This window comes from Zoogloea sp., from assembly GCF_023150065.1.
Classification (GTDB): Bacteria; Pseudomonadota; Gammaproteobacteria; order Burkholderiales; family Rhodocyclaceae; genus Zoogloea.
This window is the reverse complement of the sequence record NZ_JAKLLN010000005.1, coordinates 1-21,987: the sequence shown is the minus strand read 5'-3', so window position 1 is coordinate 21,987 and position 21,987 is coordinate 1. Positions and strand designations below refer to the sequence as shown.

Genomic DNA, 21,987 nt, shown 5'->3' with positions numbered 1-21,987 from the left:
GTCTTTGTCCTTAGAAGGCGACGCTGACGCTGGCGGCAAGAAAGTCCTTGTCGCGGTTGGTGTCCCAGCGGGCAGCATCGATGAAGCGGGTGTAGGCGAGGTCCAGGGTGAGGCGGCGGCCGTTTTCGAGGCGCGACAGGGAGATGCCGCTACCCAGGGTGCGCCTGTGCTCGATGAAGGCGCCGTCGGCAGCATTGCCCTTTACGTCATGAGCCCAGTACAGCCGGGGCTTTGCGGTCCAGCCCACAACGGCATTGGGATACTCGAGCTCCCCGAGCAGGCGATAGCCCCACGAGAACGCGCTGACGAAACCGCTCTGTGCGCAGTTGGCGGGCGTCACCATGCCGGCACTGTTGGCCGCATTGCAGCCATCGCGGGTGGACAGTGCCGGGCTGGTGTAGGCCTGATGCCAGGCGGTACCGAAGGTGAAGGCACGGCCATAGCGCACATCCGTCGCCGCATCAGGCAGGTTGGGCAACCAGCTCATGCCCACCTCGCCGACCGCCAGCAGGGACTGGGCGCCGAGCACCTGGCTGAAGACATTGATGGCGCCAAACTGCAGTTGGACCTTGTCCATGCGGTCGTAGCCCTGGATGGTGGCCCCCGCCGGGTCATAGACGCGCTTGCCGGCCAGGGGCCCCTGGGTACCGCCGGACACGCCGAACTGCACCAGATCCCCGCCATTGACCTGCACCGGCAGGTCACGCGTGTAGGACAGCTCGGCCATCACCGACACGCCCCCCAGGGTGTTCGACAGACTGAGGCCGTAGGTCTGGATGTTCTCGGCCGAGTAGTCAAGCAGATAGGACAGGGGTGCCACCGACCCATAAAACGAACTCGCCTCTGAAGGCTTGCTGGAAAGGCTCAGATAGGGCGTGCGGGTGTGATAGTTGATGTAGTAGAGGCCCACATCGGTCTCGCTGCTCGGCTCCAGCCAGTGCAGGGCGAGACCGAACTGCCCTGCGTTCGACGGCTTGGCGTCGGCCTGGCGCAGCGAGCGCAGGTTCAGCCCCCCCAGCGCGGCCACACCGTGGTACTGCTCCCGGTCGGAGAAGACATCGGGGCCGAACTGGGAGCCGCCACAGTTGATGACGTCGGCCGGCGAAAAGAAGGTGCCGCAACCGTCGATCACGGTCTTCTTCCACTGGAGCTGGTAGAAGGCCTCGACGCTCACACCACCGGCCAGACCCAGGTTGCCGTAGAGCAAGGGTACGGGCAGCAGGATCTCGCGCACCTGGGCGCCGGCGCGCCGGGCTGCCGGCACATCGATGGGACTCACCACGTTGACGCCCTGGATGAAGATACTCTCCCCCCAGTTCACCACCTGGTTGCCCAGGCGCAGATTGAGCTTGCTGTCATTGCCCAGTGCCCAGTTGCCATAGACAAAGGCGTCGAGCAGATCGGCACCACTGAACCTCGCGGCACGGTCGAAATGACTGTCGTCGAGACGCTGATCGGGCGCATAGCCGTTGTCGAAACTGCCGTGCTGAACCTTCTTGCTGGCCAGGGTGAAGTCGTGCCAGGCCTTGGCGCGAACCAGGGCACCGTAGTTCTGATAACGCAGCTCCATGTCACCCACCACCTTGAGGGTCGTGGAAGTGACATCGCCACGCTTGAAGTTGAGGTCGCCATCGTCGGTGCTACCGCCACCGGTACCCGGCCGGCCGCCGTTATGGTTGGCATTGCCGAAGGACGTCAACGCGGCATCGCGCCCCTGCATGCGGACACTGGTGCCGAGGGCTGCGTTGAGGGTCCAGGAGCCCGTGACGCCGTCACCGAGCGTGAATTCGCCTGCGCTGGCGCCACTGCCGAAAGCGGCAAGGGCTGCAGCAATGGCGGCCCGGCGAAGGCCGGGTCTGAAAGGTTTGCCGTTCATCTGCACTCCTTGGGGAGATGGAGGGAGGGGCAAGCTGGGGCTCAGCGGCCGGAGACGATCTGCACGACGTGGCTGGCGACGCCATTGGCCTCGGCCAGCTTCAGCATCAGACGGCAATCGACCACGGCGCCGATTGAACCGTCCGGGTTGCAGCCAGCCAGCGGCCCGTGCGTGACCGCGAACATCACGCATCCCTGGGGCGACACGGGCTGGTGCACGGAACCACCGCGTTCGTAGGTGTAGTAGCCCTCGTAGCCAGGATCGTCCTCTTCGTAATAGAAGCCTCCTTCGACCAGATAGGCCTCGGCCGAACCGATATGTGCATGCACCGGCGCCTGAACGCCAGGATCGACTTTGAGCAGCATCGAGAAGCCACCCGACAATTCGTTGACGGCCAAGAGCTTGAAATAGGTACCGTCCATGACCCAGGGCGTCCACGGCACTGCGGAGAGGTTCACGAAATCCTTGCCGTGGCGGTGGGTGAGGTCAATGTCGGCGGCTGGGGAATGGCCGATGGCGGTGCTGGTCATAGTGTGTCTCCTGTTTATTTGTATTCCGGTCAATAAGCCGGCGAGGCGAAATCTAACTGCGAGCGCAGCGCACAAACACAGGCCGTCGGGAATCTGCCCGATATCGCAAAAGCTGCCGATTTTTCGCAAATGGCAGCTCCTGACTGTCGATATATCGCGGCTTTGTATTAGTCGCGGCGATTTGCCTCGAATAGGGGCACGGCCTGGTGACGGCGCCTAATATCGAGATCGGCGCATATCCGGAAAAGACCGCGACCTGCGCGCGGGCGCCATGGAGAAACACACCACAGACACGCCTTTAACAGGAGGAGAACACGATGAGCATCACCCTGAGCAACGAGCGCATCGGACAGGAAGGGAAAAGCACTGCACGCGACAGGATCACCCTGCCCTATCCGAAGTTCCAGAAAATAGACACGATTCCGTGGCGCCCTTACGCCATGGAGGGTGTCGAATACAAGCTATTGAGCGTCAATTCCCGCACCGGCGGCTTTACCTGCATGCTGAAAGTGCTTCCCGGCGTGGAGGCGCCCATTCACCAGCATATTGGCGCCATTGAGGTGATGGTGATGGAAGGTGATGTCTATTACGAGGAGTCGGATATCGGAGTGACCGGGAACTACATGTTCGAGCCCGCCGGCGATATCCACCAGCCGCGCTCGAAGAATGGCTGCGTGCTGTTCTGCGTTTTCGACGGGCCCATCGCCGGGCTGGCGCCGGACGGTTCCATTGCCGGAATCATCGATTACAAAGTGATGCTGGAAATGGCCGAACGAGACGGCGTGGCGCACGGCGTGCATCGCTAGACCCGCGCCACACCGGACCGCCTTGCTGGCCTGGCGGTCCGGTCCATGCTTGCTCAGTTGCGATAGCCTTTGGGGCTGACCCCGGTCATTCGCCGGAAGGTTGCCGAGAAGTGGCTCAGATTCTTGAACCCGCAACGCCGCGCCACTTCCGCCACCGGCACACCGGGCTCCTCGCGCAGCAGCATCTTGGCCCGTTCCAGCCGCTGGGACAGCAAATAGTGATAGGGCGTCTGCCCGACCGTATCGCGAAAGGCACGCAAAAAGTGGTCCTTCGAAATGCAGGCAAGCTCGGCCAGATCCTTGAGGGAGATGTCCTCGTGGAGGCGCTCGTGAATCAGCGCATTGATCTTCTTCAGAACGCTCTGCCGCAGCTGGCTGGCCTTGCCGCCGGACATTGGCGCCCGCTCACCGTTGGGCGGACGCTCCCGCGCATAGCGGGTGACCAGGTGGCTCACCAGCAGGCTCTGGACCTGATCGAGCACCAGGGTCTCCAGGCGGTTGCCGCTGGCCGCCGAAGGGGGTGCCTCACTGGCCAGCATCCGAAAGAAGCCGTCCAGCCAGGTATCGGAAATGGCGAAGAAGTCTTCGATCTCGGGACATGCCTCACGCTCCAGGACATCCCGGGCAAAATCGTCGAGCAGGGTCTGGCGCAGGTAAAGATGGATGACCTGGGTATTGCCCCCCAGCCGCCAGTCGGATTCGGAATCACGGGGCATGAAGGTCACCGTTCCGACGCGGGAGCGAAAACCCGTGACCACCCCTTGCTGCAGGCGTTCAACGTCGGTGTTGCCCGACAGGTGATAGACCAGGACATGCTCGGCATTGCGCCTGAGCTGGGACTCACCGGCCGGGTGATTCCAGCGGGCGCCAAATATGTCGCCATTGCGGCCCTCCAGCACGTAGTCGGGACGTGATGCAGTGGCGTGCTCAATGAGCTGCGGGGTCGACGAAAGCAATCCCGTCATTGTCTCCTCCTGATGGGATGTCTCTTTAGTGGATACTACTTTTGTTATATCCCCCATTGTAATGACCCGGCGTTCCGACGGCAGGGGGTGACTTTGCAGAAATCGCTCAATTTACGGCCAGGGCGCCCGGCGGGCACGCGGATGCGCCGCCCGCCGGGCGTGGGCGACGCGCGTCGCCCGGTCAGGCGCAGGTCAGGCCGCCGTCCGCCACCAGGGCGTGGCCATGCACCAGCGAAGCACGATCGGAGCACAGCCAGGCCACCGCCTCGCCGATTTCCGATGGGGTACCGAAGCGGCCGATGGGCTGGAGCTTGCTCCAATCATCGAGTGAGGTGCCCGTGCCACTGATGACGGCCTCCACCATGGGGGTGCGGACTACCCCCGGGCACACCGCATTGACCCGCACGCCCTTGGCGCCATATTCGAGGGCGGCCGACTTGGTGAGCCCGAGGACGGCGTGCTTGGTGGCGCAGTAGACCGACAGATGCTCCTTGCCCACCAGCCCGCCCACCGACGAGGTGTTGACGATGGCACCACCCCCACCTTGCTTGAGCATCTGCCGGATCTGCAGCTTCATGGCACGCCACACTGCCTTCAGGTTCACCGCCATCAGCAGGTCGAACCCTTCTTCGGAGAAATCGGCCAGCAGCGCCCCTTCACCGGAGATACCGGCATTGTTGAAGGCACAGTCGAGTCGGCCGAAGTGGCTCACGGCGAGCTCGATCAAAGCCTGGAGATCCTCGCCCCGCGCCACGTCCACCTTCAGCGGAAGCACCGTCCCCCCTGCCAGGCTGATGAGATGGGCGGTCTCGTCGACCCCTTCCAGATTGATGTCGCTGACGATCAGGCGGGCCCCTTCCCGCGCCATCACCAGGGCCGACTCGCGCCCGATGCCCTGCCCTGCTCCCGTGATGACCCCGACCTTGTTTTCGAGCATTCCAACCATTGCGTCCTCCTTTGCGTGTATCGAGACTATGCGTGATTGCATCCTCACCTCTGCGGGCAAGGCTTGCTGCACGGCAATCTAGCGGCAAGTGCGCTGCACAATCACGGCCCTGCCGGAGGCTGACGCAAATAGGCGCGATATCCCGATAGTGCTCGGAGATCAGGAAAGAGGAGCTCGGTCCGACTTATGCAGCTCCTTCAAAACACCCCGCATATTCCGAACACTCGGCGCAGCTCGGCGCGCGGCAGGCTCTTACCTGGGCGCGGTCGCAGAGTTGTTTGTAGAAGAACTTCTTCCAGCGCAGGTTGTGCACGTTTCTGGCGTGCAGGGCCGGGAAGTGGCGGGCGATGAGGGCGCCGAGGGCCGGGCGTTCGGGTAGGCCGAGGTCTTCCCACAGGTGGTCGGCCCCGAAGCACGACAGGGCGATCCAGCGGGCGATGGCGACGGTGTGGGCGCTGCTGGTGGCGGCGCCCTCGAGGAGGAGTTCGAGGAGGTCGCCGTACTCTTCATGGCGGTCGTCGATGCCGGTGGAGCCGTCCTCGCGGACCACCGCCGGGTGGCGGGCCGTCCATAGGGCGGCGATGACGCCGGCCTGTTCGCCGAACTCGGTTTCCAGGGCCAGGGCCAGCCAGGCCGGCACCAGCCGCGTGGGCGGCAGGGCGGCGCGGGCGGCAAGGTAGCTGCGGGAGATGTCGTTCATGGCGCGGGCCTCCTCGGTGGCGTGCATGCCTTACGAAATCAGACCTGGACGGCCTCGTGGGTGTAGCACTTCTTGGGGCAGACCTTGGAACAGGCCTGGCAGCCCACGCAGTTTTCCTTGTGGGCGATGGTCATGACCTTCTTTTCGTACTCTTCGTCGTCATCGCCATCGGGATCGATGTGGATCACGTCGCCGTCTTCATTGACGCCGACGAGTTCGAGCACCTCCCGGGCGCACACCCGCACGCAGCGGGCGCAGCCGATGCACTTTTCCTGGTTGAGGTCGGCGACGAACTGGGGAACCCAGATCTCGCCGCTCGGCAGGGTGACGGAAAAATCAGCCATGTCTGCTCTCCTGGGGGTAAGGGCGGCGCCGTTCAGGCGCTCGCGGCGGCCAGTTCCTTGCGGGCGGCCATCAGGTTCTTGTGGGCGTCGTAGGCACGCTGGGCGACTTCCAGGATCTGTTCCCAGTTGGTCGGCAGCTCTTCGGACAGGTCGTGCAGGTCCATCTTGGCCTGGGTGGCCTGGGCGTTGAGCTTCTTGGCGCGGGCCTTGAGGGCGTCGAGGTCTTCCATGGTCGGGCTCCGGTCAGGAATAGTTGGCCACGTCGGGAAACTTGCGGATCATCTCCACCGCGTCGGTCACGGCCTTGGTGCCAGCAGCCGAGAGCTTTTCGAGGCTGTTGAAGCCGAAGCGGTGGGCATCGCGCACCTGCTTGTTGAAGACGATCAGGCGCCCGGCGATGAGCACCTGACGGCCGAAGCCTTCGTGGTGCATCTTGAGCATGGGGCTGACCATCACCTTGGTCTCGCGCTCGATGGAGAGGGCGATGGCGTTGTAGAACAGCTCCATGCGCCACAGGGTTTCCGGGTCGGGGTCGGCCATCATGGGCAGTTCCTTGCGCTTCTCGGCATCCAGCACGTAGGGGTCGAGGAGCATGGCGTCGGTCTTGCCTTCCCAGGCGCCGTGGGTGTCCTGGGCGCGCCATTGCTTGACCAGTTCGCGGATGAACGGGTCCTGCATCACGTCGGTGGCTTCAGCTACATCAGTCATTTTTCAGGCCTCTTCTTCAAAGTCGTAAGTTTTCTCCTCGCCTTTGGCGAGGGTCTTGCGCAGCCACGGCGGCGGAGTGCCCTTGAGCACGTCCTGCAGCTTGTCGAGGATGTCGAGGATGGGTTCCGGCCCGGCCACCTTGACCGGGTGGATCTTGCAGGCCACCACGCGGGCGGCGGCCGAGCCGCCGATGGCCGCCACGTAGACGATGGCGCAGTCCATGATCACGTCCAGCTTGGGGGCCAGCTTGTCCTCGTTGCCGTCCTCGGCCAGCTCGCCGCCGAAGTCGTGGGTCTCCAGGTAGCGGTAGCCCTCGGCGTTGATCTCGTAGATGGCGATGTACTTGGCCCAGCCGAAGTGCGCGTCAACGCGCTCCTTGTCCTGGGTGGCGAATGCGATTTTCATGACGGGCTCCTCAGGCGGGAATGATCGGAATGACGACTTCGTCGGAAATGCTGCTGCCGCAGCCGCAGCCGGCAGCGGGCTGGCCCCGGGCGGCGGCCACGGCCTCGGCGGGCAGGGGCCAGTCTTCGGGGCCGTGGGCGTGCATGTGGGCCAGGAAGATGTTGGCAAGCTGGAAGATCAGGTCGCGGCTGCCCCGGTAGCCGACGCTGAGCTGATGCGCAGTGCCGATGCGGTCGAACTGGGGGATACCGGCGCGGAACAGGGGGATGCCCAGGCGCGTGGCGGCCTGGCGCCCGTGGGCGTGGGTGATGAGCAGGTCGCAGCCCACCGCGCGCATTTCCAGGTCTTCCAGGTCGCCCACCAGCACTTCGGTGGTGGGCACCCGGGCCAGCAGCGGCGAATGGGTGGTGGTGACGGCGGCGGCCACCTCCCCGCCCATCTCGGCGATCAGCGACGACAGGGCGAACAGCAGGTCGGGCTCGGCGCCGATGGCGACGCGCTTGCCGCCCAGGTGGAAGTGACCATCGAGCATGGCGTCCTGGAGCTGGCCGCGCTGGCGTTTCAGGCGCGCCGGCGCCGGCTTGCCCGACAGGCGCATGAGCAGGGCCACCAGGGCATCGGTGGCGGTGAGGCCGGTGAGCCGGTCGAACAGGGTGCAGGGCACCCCCACGGCTTCCAGGCGCTCGACGGCCCCGCGCATCTGCTCGCCAATGGCGATCACATGTTCGCAGGCGCCCAGGCCGCGGATGTCGCCCAGGGTCGCCCCGCCCAGGGTGGTGGGGGTGAAATCCTCGGGGATGTGGCCGTCGAGGGAGCCGGACACGTCCGGCACCAGCACTGCATTGAGGCCGAAGCATTCGATCAGCTCGCGCACTTCCTCCAGGTCCGCCGGGGTCAGGTGGGCGCCGGGCAGCACGCCGATGCGGCCAGCCACGGGGGTTTCGGCCGGCACCACGAAGGCCGCGACGAGGGCCTTGATGGCGGCGGCCCAGCCGTCCTGGAAGGCGCCCACGTAGTCCGGCGTAGACACATAGACGATCTCGGTGCCGGCCAGGGTTTCGCCGTGTTTGGCGCGGATCAGGCGCAGGTAGGCGTCCACGTCGTCGCCCTTGGTCTCGGTGAGGCCGGTGGAGGCGATGGCGATGAGGGCCGGGTTGGCGCGCTTCTTGATGTTGAGCACGGCCTGCTCGATGTTGTCCATGCCGCCGAGGATGGTGCTGACCTCGTTCATGGCGGTGGTCTGCATCGGGATGGCCTCCTTGAAGTGGCGCACCAGCAGCACCAGACCAAAGGACGTACAGCCCTGGGAGCCGTGCATCATCGGCATGGTGTTGGAGAGGCCAAGGAAGGCGTAGCAGGCCCCCAGGGGCTGGCTCATCTTCAGCGGATTGACCGCGCAGGCCTTCTTGCTATCGAGGACGGTGGCCATCTCAGCACGCCTCCTCGAGGGCCGGCGTCTCCCACGGAGCCGGCGCCCGCACCTGCTCCCACACCGGGTTGAACAGGGTCTTGGAGATCTCCCGCACCAGGTCGACCATGCCCTCGTAGCCGGCGTAGGCGTAGTGGCGTTCCTGGTTGATGTCGAGCCACGGCATCTTGGCCTTGAGGGCTACAAATTGGCTGCGCCCGCCGGAGAGCATGATGTCGGCGCGGGCGTCGCGGAGCATCTTGAACATCTCTCGGGGGGTCATGTCGTCGATCATGTGGGCGTCCTCACCCATGATCTCCTTGATCTTCTCCTTGTCTTCCTTGGTGGACTTCTTGACGCTGGTGCCCACCACTTCGAGGCCGGCCTCCTGCAGGGCCGCCACCACCGACCAGCTCTTCACGCCGCCGGTGATGAGCAGCACCTTCTTGCCCTCCAGGCGCGGGCGGTAGGCGGCGATGCGATCCCAGGCGCGCTTCTCTTCGACGGCGATCAGGGCCTCGGTGCGCGCCAGCAGATCTGCCGGGGCACCACGCTGCACCAGCAGCCGGGCCAGCTGACGCAGGGTGTCGCTCATGTCCTCGATGCCGTAGAACGAGCCCTCGAAGAAGGGGATACCGTAGCGCTCCTCCATCTTGCGGGCGACGTTGATCATCGACTTGGAGCACACCATCATCGCCGCCCGGGCCCGGTGGCTCTGGGCTACTTCGTGGTAGCGGCCATCGCCGGAGATGCACGACAGGATGCGGATGCCCAGGGCGTCCAGGAGCGGGCGGATCTGCCACAGCTCGCCGGCCAGGTTGTACTCGCCGATGATGTTGATGTCGTAGGGCGTGGTCAGCTCGGGCTCTTCGGTGCCGATCACGTAGTCGAGCAGCGCCTCGGCCCCCAGCTTGTTGCCCAGGTTCTTGGGGCCGACGAAGCCCGGCGCATTCACGGGCACCACCGGCTTGCCGAACTTCTCGGCCGCGCGCTTGCACACCGCCTCGATGTCGTCGCCAATCAGGGCGGTGACGCAGGTCTGGTACACAAAGACGGCCGGCGGGTCGTACTTTTCGATGATTTCGCGGATCGACTTGAAGAGGCGCTTCTCGCCCCCGTAGATCACGTCCAGCTCGCCGATGTCGGTGGTGAAGCCGGTGCGGTAGAGCTGGGGGCCGCTGGTGGAGGAATTGCGGTTGTCCCAGGAGTTGCCTTCGCAGGCTATCGGGCCGTGCACCAGGTGGGCCACATCGGCGATGGGCTGCAGGGCGATCTTGGCCCCGTCGAAGGCGCAACCACCTGCCGCGGCACCGGGCGAGAGCTGCTTGGTGCAGCCCTTCTTGCGGGCCTTTTCGTCCTTGTTCTGGTTGTGCTCGCAGGCCGGTTCCTCGAACACGGACTGGATCTTCGCCGACACTCGGGCATCCATCGGAATCTCCAGAAAAAGGTGGGGATGCCCTTTCTATGCAGATTCCGCGCCAGCACCGCCAGAAACCGGAAAACCCTTTTCCCTACAGTATCTTGAGATCACCCTAAGGCGGCCATCCAGGCTCCTCTGGCGACTTTGCGACAGCGCTTTTGTCGGCTTTGTCGGTACTCACCGCAAGTGTCGCTGATCGCCTTCGACCCCATTCCTACCCCATGTGGCGGTGGTACGTGGCGCATGTCACGGCCCGTGTTTTACGCTGGTTCACATTTGAAATCACGGTGCTAGTCTGTAGCCATTAAAGGCAAACTGCAGGCAACTGCAGGACGCAAAGCCACGGGTCCCGATCAAACGGGATAGCCGGGTTGCCCGCATGCTGGATCTCCAGCCCGGTCAGCGCCTGCGCATGTCTGCTTCTGCCTTTGCAATTGGTTGATCACTGATTACAAAGGATTCCATCTTGAAGCCTCTTTTCCCGTCTTTCTCCTGGCCGGCCGTGAGTTCCCGGCTTATCAGGGGCATTGGGCTGTCCCTCGGCTTGCTGGCCCTGGCCCCCATCCCCGACAGTCAGGCCGCCAGCGCCATCGTGGCCATCCGCGACGACGGCGGGCGGGTGAATCTGGCCTGGTCTTACGGTGCCAGCAAGCCCGGCGACGCCGTGGCCACCGCCATGAGCACCTGCCGCAGCACCCTGCAGCACAACAAGGCCAAGGGCAGCTGCGAGATGGTGGCCCACTATGACGGCCCCGGTTTCATCGCCATCGTGCTGGCCCGCTCGGAGGACGACCAACGCTTCGGCTATGCCTTCTCCGCCGACCGGCAGGACGCCATCAAGCAGGCCTACACCCGCTGCATCGCCTTTGGCGAGGTGGACTGCCAGGAAGAAGCCGGGCACGTGTTCTGGGATGGTGGCCCCGCGGGGCTGGCCGAACCCGGTGCAGTCAGCCAGGCGATGCTCGTCGCCCCTGCGCCTGCAGCGGCCGCAGACAGAAAGAAGGCATTCCACCAGACCGGCCAGAAGGCCTTGCAGGACGCCCGCAGCCGGGCCTCGACCCGGCTGTAGCCCTTATCGCCACACCCCCGCCCTGGGGGTGAAGCTGTCCAGCACCCGGATGTAGGACTGGCGCACCAGGGCACTCGGGTCGCGCAGATGGCCCAGGCTCATGCTGGCCTTGAGCTGGGCGACGGAGGCGTATTCCCCCTCCTCCATCCACGCCGCCATGCCCCGCAGGATGTGCCCCAGATGTGCCGGGCCATGGGCCAGCAGACACGACGCCAGATGCACCACGTCGGCCCCGGCGAGGAGCAGCTTCATGGCCTCTTCATGCCCATACACGCCGCCGGTGGCCGCCAGGGTGATGGACGTGTGGCTGCGCAGGATGGCGATCCAGCGGATGCGCAGCAGGGCCTCTTCGCGGCTCGACAGGTGCAGTTGCTCGACCATCTCCCGGGTCTGCAGGTCGATGTCGGGCTGGAAGAAACGGTTGAACAGAGCCACGCCAGCGGCGCCGGCCTCTTCCAGGCGCTGGACGAAATGGGGCAGCGACGAGAAGAAGGGCGACAGCTTCATGACCACCGGAATCTCCACCACCCGACGCAGCTCGGTGAGCAGGGCGACATAGCGGGCCTCCACCGCGTCGCCGCTTTCCAGGGGGTCGGCAGCCACGTGATAGACGTTCAGCTCGAGGGCGTCGGCGCCGGCGCTCTGCAGCTCCTTGCCCAGGTCGATCCACCCCGAGGGCGTGACGCCGTTGAGGCTGGCGATCACCGGGATGCCGAGGCGCAGCTTGGCCAGACGCAGATGCTCCAGGTAGCGCTCGAGGGCACCCTGGAAATTGCCATGGTCGGGCAGGAAGCCGGTGGCCTCGGCGTCGTGGAGCTCACCGTGGAGCAGGAAGCGCTCGGTCATGGCGTCCTCGGCGATGAGCTCCTCCTCATACAGGGAGTGCAGCACCACCGCAGCAGCCCCCGCATCCTCGAGGAGCAGCAGGGAATCGAGGGATTTTGAAAGCGGTGAGGCCGAGGGCACCAGGGGGTTTTTGAGGCGCAGGCCAAGGTAATCGGTGGACAGGTCGATCATGGCGGGCTCCTATTCCGGTTTCGGGGTGGCAGGCCGGGCGGCCAGCTCGGCGTAGGCCCGGTAGCGTCGGTCGGCCTCCTGCTGGGCCTCGGCGGCGAGCTGGCGGGCCACTTCCGGGTGGCTGCGGGCCAGCATGGCAAAGCGGGTTTCGCTGTCCATGAAGGCCTGCATGGGCTGGCTGGGGGCGGCCGAATCGAGCTTGAAGGGGTTGGCGCCGGTGGCTTCGAGGCGCGGATCGTGGCGAAACAGGGGCCAGTGCCCCGACTTGACCGCCATGTCCTGCTGGCGCTGGTTGTAGAGCATGTCCACACCGTGGGCGATGCACGGGCTGTAGGCCACGATCAGGGAGGGGCCGGCGTAGGCCTCGGCCTCGTGGAAAACCTTGAGGGTGTGCACATCCTTGGCGCCGTAGGCCACGGTGGCCACGTAGACATGGCCGTAGTCGGAGGCGATGCGGGCCAGATCCTTCTTGGCGGTGGCCTTGCCACCGGCCGAGAAGCGCGCCACGGCGCCCACCGGCGTGGCCTTGGAGGTCTGCCCGCCGGTGTTGGAATACACCTCGGTATCCAGCACCAGGATGTTCACGTCGTGGCTGAGGGCCAGCACGTGGTCGAGCCCGCCGTAACCGATGTCGTAGGCCCAGCCGTCGCCACCGATGATCCACACGGAGCGGCGGATCAGCCATTCGGCCACGCTCTCCAGCTCGGTCGCTCGGGGGTGGTCGCAGCGGGCCAGACGCGCGCGCAGCTCGGCCACCCGCTCGCGCTGGGCGCGGATGCCGGCCTCGGGGCGCTGGTCGGCGGTGATCAGGGCTTCTGCCAGGTCACCGCCGATGCCGGTCGCCGTCTCCTTCACCAACATCTTTGCGTAGAGCATCAGTTGATCGGCCGCCAGGCGCATGCCCAGGCCGAACTCGGCGTTGTCTTCGAACAGCGAGTTGGACCAGGCCGGCCCACGCCCGGCGCCATTGACCGTGTACGGGGTGCTGGGCAGATTGGCGCCGTAGATGGATGAACAGCCGGTGGCGTTGGCCACCAGCATGCGGTCGCCGAAAAGCTGGGTGGCCAGCCGGATGTAGGGCGTCTCGCCACACCCGGCACAGGCACCGGAAAACTCGAACAGCGGGTCGAGCAGCATGGCGCCGGGCAGGGTGCCCTGCTTGAGCTGGCTGCGGTCGTACTCGGGCAGATTCAGGAAGAAGTCGAAGTTGGCCCGCTCGGCGTCGCGCAGGGGCGCCAGCGGGGCCATGTTGACGGCCAGCCGGCTGATGTTGGACTTGTCGTGGATGGGGCAGGCCTCGACGCAATCACCGCAGCCGGTGCAATCCTCGGGCGCCACCTGGTAGCTGATGCGGGTGCCGCTGGGGAAATCCTTGCTCCGGGTCGGCACGTGCTTGAAGGTGGGCGGTGCGTCGGTCGCGGCCTCCAGCGGAAAGGCCCGGGCGCGGATGGCCGAGTGGGGGCAGACGAACACGCACTTGCCGCACTGGGTGCACAGGTCGGCCTCCCACACCGGGATCTCCAGGGCGATGTTGCGCTTCTCGTGGCGGGCCGTGCCGCTGGGGAAGGTGCCGTCCAGGGGCATGGCCGACACCGGCAAGCGGTTGCCCTCGCCCCGGTACACGGGCAGGGTGAAGTCGCGCACGAAGGGCGGCAGATCAGCTGCGGCGGTGCTATCCAGCGCCGCATCGCCCAGGTCCAGCAGGCCGGGGAAGCTGACTTCATGCAACCCGGCGAGGGTGAGGTCGATGGCCTTGTGGTTGAGGTCGGCCAGGCGCTTGCTCTTCTTGCCGTAGGTCTTGTCCACGGCCTTCTTGATGGCCGCCAGGGCTTCGCCCCGGGGCAGGATGCCGGAGATGGCGAAAAAGCAGGTCTGCATGATGGTGTTGATGCGCCGCCCCATGCCGGCCTGCTGGGCCACGGCGTAGGCGTCGATGACCCACAGGCGCAGGCCCCGGGACAGGATGCCGGCACGCATGGCCGCCGGCAGGCTGGCCCACACGGCATCCTTGGCCACCGGCGTGTTGAGCAGGAAGACGCCCCCCGGTGCGGCATGGGCCAGCAGGTCGTAGCGCTCGACGAACACCGTCTGGTGGCAGGCCACGAAGCCGGCCATGCCCTCCTCCACCAGGTAGGCAGAGCGAATCGGGTCGGGGCCGAAGCGCAGGTGCGACACAGTAACCGCGCCGGATTTCTTCGAGTCGTAAACAAAGTAGCCCTGGGCATGCAGGGCGGTGGCCTCACCGACAATCTTGATGGAGTTCTTGTTGGCCGACACGGTGCCGTCGGCCCCCAGGCCCCAGAACACGGCGTGCTGCAGGCGGCGGGAGGCGTCGGTGCGGAAGTCGGCGTCCCACTCCACGGACAGGTGGGTCACATCATCGACGATGCCGACGGTGAATTGCCGCCGCGGGTAGGCCGACCGTAGCTCGTCGAATATGGCCTTGACCATGCCGGGGGTGAACTCCTTGCTGGCCAGGCCGTAGCGCCCGCCGATGATGCGCGGCATGGGGCGGCGGCCGTCGGCAGCGGCCTCGGCGAAGGCGGTCATCACATCCTTGTAGAGGGGTTCGCCGCCGGCGCCGGGCTCCTTGCAGCGGTCAAGCACGGCAATGCGCGTGACGCTGTCCGGGATGGCCCCGAGCATGGCCTCGACGGCCAGGGGCCGGAACAGGCGTAGCTTGAGCAGGCCGACCTTCTCTCCCCGGGCGGTGAGATGGGCGACGGTCTCCTCCACGGTCTCGGCGGCAGAGCCCATCACCACGATGAGGCGCTCGGCATCCGACGCACCCACGTAGTCAAAGAGGCGGTAGCGGCGGCCGGTGAGCGCGGCAAAGCGGTCCATGGCGGCCTGGACGATGGCCGGGAAGGCGTCGTAGCAGGGGTTGATGCGCTCCCGGCTCTGGAAAAACACGTCGGGGTTCTGGGCCGTGCCGCGGATCACCGGATGCTCCGGCGACAGGGCACGGGCGCGGTGGGCCGCAACCAGCGTGTCGTCGATCATGGCGCGCACGGTGTCCGGCGCCACGGCGACGATCTTGGCCACCTCGTGGGAGCTGCGGAAACCGTCGAAAAAGTGGATCACCGGGATGCGCCCGGCCAGGGTGGCGGCCTGGGCGATCAGGGCCATGTCCTGGGCCTCCTGCACCGAGTTGCTGGCCAGCAGCGCACAGCCGGTGGCGCGGCAGGCCATCACGTCGGAGTGGTCGCCGAAGATGGACAGGGCGTGGGTGGCCAGCGCCCGTGCCGCCACGTGCAGCACAAAGGGCGTCAGCTCACCGGCCATCTTGTAGAGGTTGGGCACGAACAGCAGCAGGCCCTGGCTGGCGGTGAAGCTGGTGCCCAAGGCGCCGGAGGTGAGCGCCCCGTGGAGGGCCCCGGCGGCCCCGCCTTCCGACTGCATCTCGATGATCCGCGGTACGACGCCCCACAGGTTGGGCTTGCCCTGGGCGGCCCATTCGTCGGCCCATTCGCCCATGTTGGACGAGGGGGTGATCGGATAGATGGCGATCACCTCGCTGCCGAGGTAGGCCATGCGTGCGGCGGCTTCGTTGCCGTCGAGATTGAGATAGGTGCTCATTGCTACTCCCAGCTGGAAGGTGAGGCGTCTCCCCCAATCCGCGGGCCCCGTCTGCTGCGGGGCTATGCAGCGCAACAATGCCCTCATCTTAGCGGGCGTACCGCCGCTCCCCTTGACGTGGCGCAAAGGCGGCGGCCGCAGGGCCAGGCCCCGTATCAGGGGAAGGCACGATTGACCACCGTCGGGGTGCCGCCTAGTCTCACACTCAGGCAGTTACGCCCGCTCAGGCCCTCAGACCATGCCCGACCCCTCCCGCAAGACCCTGCTGCTCATCTACCACTCCATGACCGGTGCCACGCATCAGATGATCGACGCCGTGGCGCAGGGTGCCGGCACCGAGCCCGGGGTCGAGGTGCGTGTGCTGCGCGCGCCCGACGCAGGCCCGGACGACGTACTGGCCGCCGACGGCTATGTCTTCGCGACACCGGAAAATCTGGCTGCCATCGCCGGTCTGATGAAGGATTTCTTCGACCGCTGTTACTATCCTGTCCTGGACCGGATCAATGGCCGTCCCTATGCAACACTGATCTGTGCCGGCAGTGACGGCAGCAATGCCGCGCGCCAGATTGCACGGATCGCCACGGGCTGGCGTTTGCGCGACATCGCTCCGCCACTGATCATCTGCACCCGGGCCCAGACGCCCGAAGCCATCCTTGCACCCAAACATGTCCCCGCCTCCGATCTGCTGAAGGGCGAGGAGCTTGGCGCTGCCTTTGCCGCAGGCCTGGCCATGGGGGCCTTTTGAGCTTCCAGGCAGAAGCTCGAATTTTTCAAGAACCGGCTGGGCTGTCTGACATCGAACAGGCGGATGCCCTTGACCCCACCCCTTTTCCGACATGCCCCATAACGTTTCGCTGATTGCCCTGATTGCCGCCGGTTTCGGCCTCGCCATGGTCCTTGGACTGATTGCGTCGCGTCTGCGCATGCCACCGTTGGTCGGCTACCTGCTGGCCGGTGTTGCCATCGGCCCGGGCACACCAGGCTTCGTCGGAGATCTGGCCCTGGCCGGCCAGCTGGCGGAGATCGGCGTGATGTTGCTGATGTTCGGCGTCGGCCTCCACTTCTCCCTGGGTGACCTGCTCGCCGTACGCAAGATAGCGGTGCCCGGAGCGATCGTGCAGATCACCGTGGCCACCCTCCTCGGCGCTGCCACGGCTTTGTGGTGGGGCTGGCCGACCGGCGAAGCCGTGGTGTTCGGTCTCGCCCTGTCGGTGGCCAGCACGGTGGTGCTGCTGCGGGCCCTGGAGGCCAAGGGTCTGCTGGACTCGACCAACGGACGCATCGCAGTGGGCTGGCTGGTAGTGGAAGACCTGGCGATGGTACTGGTGCTGGTACTGCTGCCCGCCCTTGCCCCCCTGCTTGGTGGCAGTGAAACTGCCTCCGGCGCCGACTACAAGGCCTTGGCCCTGACCATCGGCCTGACCCTGGCCAAGGTGTCCGCCTTCATCGCCTTGATGCTGATCGTGGGCGGACGGGCCTTCCCGCGCCTGCTGTGGCTGGTGGCTCGCACCGGCTCCCGGGAGCTGTTCACCCTGTGCGTGATCACCGCCTCCGTAGGGGTAGCCTACGCATCGGCAGCCCTGTTCGACGTGTCCTTCGCCCTGGGCGCCTTCTTTGCCGGGATGATGATGCGTGAATCCGAGTTCAGCCATCGCGCGGCAGAAGACTCGCTCCCCCTGCGGGACGCCTTCTCGGTGCTGTTTTTCGTGTCGGTGGGCATGCTCTTCGACCCCCGGATGTTGATGGATGAGCCTTTGCGGGTGCTGGCTGTGGTCGCCATCATCCTGGTCGGCAAGACCGTAGCCGCGGTGGGCCTGGTGCTGGCCTTCCGCTATCCCCTCAACACGGCCCTCACGGTAGGGGCCAGCCTCGCCCAGATCGGCGAGTTCTCCTTCATTCTGGCGGGCCTCGGCCTGAGCCTGGGTCTGCTGAGCCTTGAAGGACAGAACCTGATCCTGGCCGGCGCGCTGATCTCAATCGCTCTGAATGCCCTGCTCTTTGCCGCCATCGGCCCGGCGCAGTCGTGGGCCAGGGCCCGCTCGGCCTGGGCCCGCAAACTGGATCTGCGTGACGACCCCCTCGCCGCCCTGCCCATGTCCACCGACCGCAAACTGCTGTCCGACCAGGTGGTCCTCGTCGGCTGTGGGCGGGTTGGCCGGCACATCGCAGCGACTCTGGATCGAGCCCATATCCACTACGTGGTGGCAGACAGCAACCGGGAGGTTGTGGAGGCGCTGCGCAAGCGCGGCAAGGCGGCCGTGACGGGGGATGCTTCCGACCCCATCGTGCTGGTCCAGGCCCATATCACCAAGGCTGCCATGCTGGTCGTGACCATTCCCGACCCCGTATCCAGTCGCAAGATGGTGGATATTGCTCGCAAACTCAACCCCGGCATCGAGGCCGTACTCCGATCGGAAACCGAAGACGGCGCCACCCTGTTGCGCAAGGAGAAGCTGGGCGAGGTCTTCGTTGCCGAGCAGGAGCTGGCCGCCAGCATGGCCCGCCACGTGGCCAGCCGGCTGACTGAGCAGCAGGCACATTGACATCACTTTCCACGCCATTCGGTGGGGCTGCATCCCATCTCTTGTCGAAACATGTAGGTGAAGGCCGAGGTCGACGCATAGCCCAGCTCCAGCGCGATCTCGGTCACGCTGCGCCCTGCACCCAACCACTCCAGGGCACGGAACAACCTCAGGCGATGACGCCATTCCCTCAGGCTGATCCCCAGCTCCCGCTCGAAGCGCCGGGCCAGGGTACGGGCGGATGCCCCCAGCTCCGCCCCCCACTCATCCACTCCGCGCGGATCCGCCGGACTGGCATAGAGCGCCTCACACAAGCGCCTCAGCTGAGGGCTGCGGGGCCAGGGCAGGCGCAGATCCTGCACCGGAAGTCGACGTAACTGATCCAGGATGAGCTGATTGACCCGGGTGATGTAGCGCTCCTCCTCACCTCGTCGGTCGATATCCACCAACTCGACGATCAAGGCGCGCAGAAATGGCGTGACCGAGAGCACGGTACAGCGGTGCGGCATGCCGAGACCCGGCTGATCAGCCACGTACAGATTGCGGAACTCGGCGCCATGCAAGGCACCTGTGGTGTGCACAACCCCAGTCGGTACCCAGATCGCCTGCTCCGGGGTAATGACGTACCAGCAATCCTCGACCGTCACCACCAGGGTGCCAGCCGTCGCATAAACGAACTGATTCCAGCGATGGGAATGCATCGGAAAGATGTGCCGTGCGGGCAAGCTCTGCGAGCGCAGCCGCACTGGTCGGGACAGACTTTCGATCTCGGGTACCTCGACCGAGGTCCAGCCAGCGTCAAAATTCAAGGGTGCCATCTTCAGATCTGTCGGCTCATCAACACATAAAGTCATGCTATCGAAAGCAGCCCAGCGCGCCAAGGCCTAGCATGCTGAACATAAAACCCGATAAAGAGAGAACAGCATGCAGGCTTCCAACGCCCTTTCCACTCCCGGTGCGGCCGATCGCTACCGCGTGATTTTTGCAGGTATCTGCGCCCTGATCCTCACCGTGGGGCTGGCACGCTTCGCCTACACCCCGCTTCTGCCGATCATGCGGGGAGAAGCCGGCCTGACCGATCTGGCCGGCGGCTGGCTGGCCACCTTCAACTACGTGGGCTACATCACCGGCGCCCTGATTGCCGCCACCATCAGCGATCTGAGCCGCAAGTTCCGGCTCTACCGAATCGGCCTGGTCGTCGCAGTCGTCAGCACCGCCGCGATGGGCATGACCCAGGACATCAACCTGTGGGTCGCCCTGCGCTTCGTCTCCGGGCTATCGAGTACGGCAGGACTGCTGATCGCTTCAGGACTGGTCCTGAACTGGCTGATCCGCCACGGTCATCGCCCCGAGCTCGGCCTGCATTTCGCCGGCATCGGGCTGGGTATCGTGGTATCCGGGTTGGCAGTCGCCGCCATGGTGGGCAATCTCGCCTGGGATGGCCAGTGGATCGGTCTCGGCCTGCTCGGCGTCGCGTTCTTCCTGCCAGCCTGGTTCTGGCTGCCCGCCCCAGCCGCCATCGCCACCCAGGCTGCCAAGGCCTTGCCCGCAGCCCCTTCCAAGCGCTGGATGCAGCTGTTCATCGCCGCCTATTTCTGTGCCGGATTCGGCTATGTGATCAGCGCCACGTTCATCATTGCCATTGTCGAGAAACTGCCACTTCTGGCAGGTAAAGGGGGATGGGTATGGGTCATCGTCGGCCTGGCGGCCGCCCCCTCCTGCTTTCTCTGGGATCGCATCGCCAGCAATCTGGGCCAGATCCCCGCCCTGCTCCTCGCCTATGGCCTGCAGATTGTCTCCATCCTTCTGCCTGCCCTGAGTGACGGCACAACAGCCAACCTGCTCAGCGCCGTACTTTACGGTGGCACTTTTGTCGGCATCGTCAGCCTGACCCTTTCGATCATCGGACGCTGCTTTCCCGCAAACCCAGCAAAAGCCATGGCCCGGCTGACCCTCAGCTACGGTGTCGCACAGATCGTCGCCCCCGCCATGGCAGGCTACATCGCAACAGCGACCGGTAGCTACCAGGGCGCACTGATCGTCGCAGCCTGGGTCATGGCCGCCGGCATGCTCCTGCTGGTGGCCCTCCAGCGGCAAGTCCAGCCTGAAGACTGAAGGTCCATAACACACTGAAAACAATGATGGGCAGACGGTGGTGAGGCGAGCGCGCCTCACCGAAAACCCGCACCATCAGGATGAGGATAGTGTCCGCTCAAGCCTGCATCCCGAGCGACGCCACCGACTGAATCGTCCCGGGTTTCCTAGACACCCTGTAGCCTCACAACGGAGGCAAATCGGAGGCGTTCATGGAAACGAAGAAGTCGCAGCAACGCTTCACTGGAGAGTTCAAGGCCGAGGCAGTACGGCAAGTGACGGAGCGAGGTCATCCGGTCGCTGAAGTGGCGGCCCGGCTTGGCGTTAGCAGCCACAGCCAGTACGCGTGGATCAAACGCTACGGGGTTCCACCTGCGCAGCGCGCCCAGCAGGACAGCCAGTCCGACGAGATCCGGCGCCTGAAGGCGGAACTGCGTCGGGTGACCGAGGAGCGCGACATTCTAAGAAAGGCCGCCGCGTACTTTCCCAGGCAGTCCGGGTGAAGTACGCGTTCATTCAGGGCCAGGAAGCGCATCACCCGGTGCGGCGCCTGTGCGCGGTGCTGGCGGTGCATCACAGCGGCTACTACGCGTGGCGCCGCGAGCCTCACTCGAAGCGCAGTCAGGACGACCGGCGCGTGAGCGTCCTCGCGCATCAACCCTGGATCGAGAGCGGACGGGTGTATGGCTATCGCAAGGTCTGCGCACCCTAGGCAAACGCTGCGGCAAGCATCGGGTCGCCCGGCTAATGCGCCAGGCCGGCTGGAAGTCCCAGACGGGCTACACACGTCGGCCGGGGTTGCGCAGCGGAAAGCCAGCCGTGGTGGCACCGAACCACCTGAAGCCGGCGTTCGACGTGGCCTAGCCCAACACGGCGTGGGTAACCGACATCACTTACATCCGAACCCACGAAGGGTGGCTGTACCTGTCGGTGGTGCTCGATCTGTTCTCACGCCAGATCGTCGGTTAGTCGATGGGGGGCAGATCACCCGCGATCTGGCCATCGGCACCTTGCTGATGGCCGTCTGGCGCCGCAAACCTGTGCAGGAGGTGCTGGTGCATGTCGCCCAGGGCAGCCAGTTCAGCAGCCATGACTGGCAGGATTTCCTGAAAGCGCATCGACTCAAGCCCAGCATGAGCCGGCGCGGGAACTGCCACGACAACGCGGTGGTTGAGAGCTTCTTCCAGCTCCTCAAGCGGGAGCGGATCAAGCCCCGAATCTACCCGACCCGAGATGAGATGACCCCCGTGCGGATGTGTTCGATTACATTGAGCTGTTCTACAACCCGAATCGCAGGCACAACAACAACGACCAACTGTCGCCGATCGAGTACGAACGGCGGTATCTTTTGAGGAACGGGAGCGTCTAGGAAATCCGGGGCAATTCAGCAGCGACCGTAGACAGCTGCAGTCATCGATGATGATGGCTGCAGCCTGGGCTTTTGAGGTGGTATTGGTTCCGCAGTGGAAGCCGTAGACGCCTGCTACGGTGTTTCTGCGAGTGTTGTTGTTTGTTGTTTTAATCGGGATAGGGGCGGTCAGATAATCTGACCGTTCCCCTCCCACACCACCCGGCATGCGGGTCCGCACCGGGCGGTT

19 protein-coding genes, 1 pseudogene and 1 riboswitch are annotated in these 21,987 nt (G+C 65.2%); of the genes and pseudogenes, 6 read left to right on the top strand and 14 right to left on the bottom strand.

Features of this window, described 5'->3' with window-relative positions:
- Window positions 1-10: 10 nt before the first annotated feature.
- The gene (locus L6Q67_RS07875) at window positions 11-1,876 is read right to left on the bottom strand and encodes a DUF1302 domain-containing protein (RefSeq protein ID WP_296567794.1); all 1,866 of its coding nucleotides are present in this window, start codon (window positions 1,874-1,876) and stop codon (window positions 11-13) included.
- 41 nt (window positions 1,877-1,917) lie between these two features.
- Window positions 1,918-2,406: a 2,4'-dihydroxyacetophenone dioxygenase family protein gene (locus L6Q67_RS07870; protein ID WP_296567792.1), complete on the bottom strand. Its 489-nt coding sequence runs from the start codon at window positions 2,404-2,406 to the stop codon at window positions 1,918-1,920.
- A 317-nt stretch (window positions 2,407-2,723) separates the two neighbouring features.
- Here L6Q67_RS07870 and L6Q67_RS07865 point away from each other — a divergent pair, with 317 nt between their 5' ends.
- Entirely contained in the window at window positions 2,724-3,212 is a 489-nt protein-coding gene (locus L6Q67_RS07865) for a 2,4'-dihydroxyacetophenone dioxygenase family protein (RefSeq protein WP_296567791.1), read from the top strand.
- A gap of 53 nt (window positions 3,213-3,265) precedes the next feature.
- On the opposite strand, the gene L6Q67_RS07860 is transcribed toward L6Q67_RS07865, so the two are convergent.
- The 9 genes from L6Q67_RS07860 to nifE form a co-directional block, all read right to left on the bottom strand.
- Window positions 3,266-4,177, bottom strand: a complete 912-nt coding sequence (locus L6Q67_RS07860) for a helix-turn-helix transcriptional regulator (protein ID WP_296567789.1) — start codon at window positions 4,175-4,177, stop codon at window positions 3,266-3,268.
- A 181-nt stretch (window positions 4,178-4,358) separates the two neighbouring features.
- Window positions 4,359-5,123, bottom strand: coding sequence for a glucose 1-dehydrogenase (locus L6Q67_RS07855; protein WP_296567786.1), 765 nt, complete (start codon window positions 5,121-5,123; stop codon window positions 4,359-4,361).
- 184 nt (window positions 5,124-5,307) lie between these two features.
- Window positions 5,308-5,823 carry a nitrogen fixation protein NifQ gene (locus tag L6Q67_RS07850; RefSeq protein WP_296567785.1) on the bottom strand — a complete coding sequence of 172 codons (516 nt, stop codon included), beginning with the start codon at window positions 5,821-5,823 and terminating at the stop codon, window positions 5,308-5,310.
- Between the two features lie 38 nt (window positions 5,824-5,861).
- On the bottom strand, window positions 5,862-6,167 hold the full coding sequence (fdxB, locus tag L6Q67_RS07845) for a ferredoxin III, nif-specific (RefSeq protein WP_296567783.1): 306 nt from the start codon (window positions 6,165-6,167) through the stop codon (window positions 5,862-5,864).
- A 32-nt stretch (window positions 6,168-6,199) separates the two neighbouring features.
- Window positions 6,200-6,397: a CCE_0567 family metalloprotein gene (locus L6Q67_RS07840; RefSeq protein WP_169147526.1), complete on the bottom strand. Its 198-nt coding sequence runs from the start codon at window positions 6,395-6,397 to the stop codon at window positions 6,200-6,202.
- A 13-nt stretch (window positions 6,398-6,410) separates the two neighbouring features.
- Window positions 6,411-6,875, bottom strand: coding sequence for a NifX-associated nitrogen fixation protein (locus L6Q67_RS07835; protein WP_296567779.1), 465 nt, complete (start codon window positions 6,873-6,875; stop codon window positions 6,411-6,413).
- 3 nt (window positions 6,876-6,878) lie between these two features.
- The gene (nifX, locus tag L6Q67_RS07830) at window positions 6,879-7,280 is read right to left on the bottom strand and encodes a nitrogen fixation protein NifX (RefSeq protein ID WP_296567777.1); all 402 of its coding nucleotides are present in this window, start codon (window positions 7,278-7,280) and stop codon (window positions 6,879-6,881) included.
- A 10-nt stretch (window positions 7,281-7,290) separates the two neighbouring features.
- A complete protein-coding gene (gene nifN, locus L6Q67_RS07825; RefSeq protein ID WP_296567774.1) occupies window positions 7,291-8,709 on the bottom strand; it encodes a nitrogenase iron-molybdenum cofactor biosynthesis protein NifN in 1,419 nt (472 codons plus the stop codon).
- Window position 8,710: 1 nt separating this feature from the next.
- On the bottom strand, window positions 8,711-10,117 hold the full coding sequence (gene nifE / locus L6Q67_RS07820; protein ID WP_296567773.1) for a nitrogenase iron-molybdenum cofactor biosynthesis protein NifE: 1,407 nt from the start codon (window positions 10,115-10,117) through the stop codon (window positions 8,711-8,713).
- A gap of 290 nt (window positions 10,118-10,407) precedes the next feature.
- Window positions 10,408-10,487: riboswitch (cyclic di-GMP riboswitch) on the top strand.
- An 87-nt stretch (window positions 10,488-10,574) separates the two neighbouring features.
- Here nifE and L6Q67_RS07815 point away from each other — a divergent pair.
- The gene (locus L6Q67_RS07815) at window positions 10,575-11,177 is read left to right on the top strand and encodes a DUF4189 domain-containing protein (protein ID WP_296567771.1); all 603 of its coding nucleotides are present in this window, start codon (window positions 10,575-10,577) and stop codon (window positions 11,175-11,177) included.
- 3 nt (window positions 11,178-11,180) lie between these two features.
- On the opposite strand, the gene L6Q67_RS07810 is transcribed toward L6Q67_RS07815, so the two are convergent.
- Together L6Q67_RS07810 and nifJ are read right to left on the bottom strand one after the other, a co-directional pair.
- Window positions 11,181-12,194: a dihydroorotate dehydrogenase-like protein gene (locus L6Q67_RS07810; protein ID WP_296567769.1), complete on the bottom strand. Its 1,014-nt coding sequence runs from the start codon at window positions 12,192-12,194 to the stop codon at window positions 11,181-11,183.
- A 9-nt stretch (window positions 12,195-12,203) separates the two neighbouring features.
- Window positions 12,204-15,773 carry a pyruvate:ferredoxin (flavodoxin) oxidoreductase gene (nifJ, locus tag L6Q67_RS07805; protein ID WP_296567767.1) on the bottom strand — a complete coding sequence of 1,190 codons (3,570 nt, stop codon included), beginning with the start codon at window positions 15,771-15,773 and terminating at the stop codon, window positions 12,204-12,206.
- Between the two features lie 238 nt (window positions 15,774-16,011).
- Here nifJ and L6Q67_RS07800 point away from each other — a divergent pair, with 238 nt between their 5' ends.
- Both L6Q67_RS07800 and L6Q67_RS07795 read left to right on the top strand, forming a co-directional pair.
- Window positions 16,012-16,518 carry a flavodoxin family protein gene (locus tag L6Q67_RS07800; RefSeq protein ID WP_296567765.1) on the top strand — a complete coding sequence of 169 codons (507 nt, stop codon included), beginning with the start codon at window positions 16,012-16,014 and terminating at the stop codon, window positions 16,516-16,518.
- A 91-nt stretch (window positions 16,519-16,609) separates the two neighbouring features.
- A complete protein-coding gene (locus L6Q67_RS07795; RefSeq protein WP_296567763.1) occupies window positions 16,610-18,316 on the top strand; it encodes a cation:proton antiporter in 1,707 nt (568 codons plus the stop codon).
- Between the two features lie 2 nt (window positions 18,317-18,318).
- Here the strand turns inward: L6Q67_RS07795 and L6Q67_RS07790 are convergent, their stop codons facing one another.
- Complete coding sequence (locus L6Q67_RS07790) at window positions 18,319-19,113, bottom strand: helix-turn-helix transcriptional regulator (RefSeq protein ID WP_296568260.1); 795 nt, start codon at window positions 19,111-19,113, stop codon at window positions 18,319-18,321.
- Window positions 19,114-19,219: 106 nt separating this feature from the next.
- Here L6Q67_RS07790 and L6Q67_RS07785 point away from each other — a divergent pair, with 106 nt between their 5' ends.
- Window positions 19,220-20,410: a YbfB/YjiJ family MFS transporter gene (locus L6Q67_RS07785; protein WP_296567760.1), complete on the top strand. Its 1,191-nt coding sequence runs from the start codon at window positions 19,220-19,222 to the stop codon at window positions 20,408-20,410.
- Between the two features lie 191 nt (window positions 20,411-20,601).
- Window positions 20,602-21,758: pseudogene (locus L6Q67_RS07780) on the top strand (IS3 family transposase).
- The last annotated feature ends 229 nt before the right edge of the window (window positions 21,759-21,987 follow it).

What these genes read in the sequence shown, in the direction of transcription:
- L6Q67_RS07855 (WP_296567786.1), bottom strand. Translation starts at nt 5,123, where the DNA reads ATGGTTGGAATGCTCGAAAACAAGGTCGGGGTCATCACGGGAGCAGGG.
- L6Q67_RS07835 (WP_296567779.1), bottom strand. Translation starts at nt 6,875, where the DNA reads ATGACTGATGTAGCTGAAGCCACCGACGTGATGCAGGACCCGTTCATC.
- L6Q67_RS07800 (WP_296567765.1), top strand. Translation starts at nt 16,012, where the DNA reads ATGCCCGACCCCTCCCGCAAGACCCTGCTGCTCATCTACCACTCCATG.
- nifJ (WP_296567767.1), bottom strand. Translation starts at nt 15,773, where the DNA reads ATGAGCACCTATCTCAATCTCGACGGCAACGAAGCCGCCGCACGCATG.
- L6Q67_RS07865 (WP_296567791.1), top strand. Translation starts at nt 2,724, where the DNA reads ATGAGCATCACCCTGAGCAACGAGCGCATCGGACAGGAAGGGAAAAGC.
- L6Q67_RS07840 (WP_169147526.1), bottom strand. Translation starts at nt 6,397, where the DNA reads ATGGAAGACCTCGACGCCCTCAAGGCCCGCGCCAAGAAGCTCAACGCC.
- L6Q67_RS07785 (WP_296567760.1), top strand. Translation starts at nt 19,220, where the DNA reads ATGCAGGCTTCCAACGCCCTTTCCACTCCCGGTGCGGCCGATCGCTAC.
- L6Q67_RS07795 (WP_296567763.1), top strand. Translation starts at nt 16,610, where the DNA reads ATGCCCCATAACGTTTCGCTGATTGCCCTGATTGCCGCCGGTTTCGGC.
- L6Q67_RS07875 (WP_296567794.1), bottom strand. Translation starts at nt 1,876, where the DNA reads ATGAACGGCAAACCTTTCAGACCCGGCCTTCGCCGGGCCGCCATTGCT.
- nifN (WP_296567774.1), bottom strand. Translation starts at nt 8,709, where the DNA reads ATGGCCACCGTCCTCGATAGCAAGAAGGCCTGCGCGGTCAATCCGCTG.
- L6Q67_RS07790 (WP_296568260.1), bottom strand. Translation starts at nt 19,113, where the DNA reads ATGGCACCCTTGAATTTTGACGCTGGCTGGACCTCGGTCGAGGTACCC.
- L6Q67_RS07810 (WP_296567769.1), bottom strand. Translation starts at nt 12,194, where the DNA reads ATGATCGACCTGTCCACCGATTACCTTGGCCTGCGCCTCAAAAACCCC.
- nifE (WP_296567773.1), bottom strand. Translation starts at nt 10,117, where the DNA reads ATGGATGCCCGAGTGTCGGCGAAGATCCAGTCCGTGTTCGAGGAACCG.
- L6Q67_RS07860 (WP_296567789.1), bottom strand. Translation starts at nt 4,177, where the DNA reads ATGACGGGATTGCTTTCGTCGACCCCGCAGCTCATTGAGCACGCCACT.
- L6Q67_RS07870 (WP_296567792.1), bottom strand. Translation starts at nt 2,406, where the DNA reads ATGACCAGCACCGCCATCGGCCATTCCCCAGCCGCCGACATTGACCTC.
- L6Q67_RS07850 (WP_296567785.1), bottom strand. Translation starts at nt 5,823, where the DNA reads ATGAACGACATCTCCCGCAGCTACCTTGCCGCCCGCGCCGCCCTGCCG.
- nifX (WP_296567777.1), bottom strand. Translation starts at nt 7,280, where the DNA reads ATGAAAATCGCATTCGCCACCCAGGACAAGGAGCGCGTTGACGCGCAC.
- fdxB (WP_296567783.1), bottom strand. Translation starts at nt 6,167, where the DNA reads ATGGCTGATTTTTCCGTCACCCTGCCGAGCGGCGAGATCTGGGTTCCC.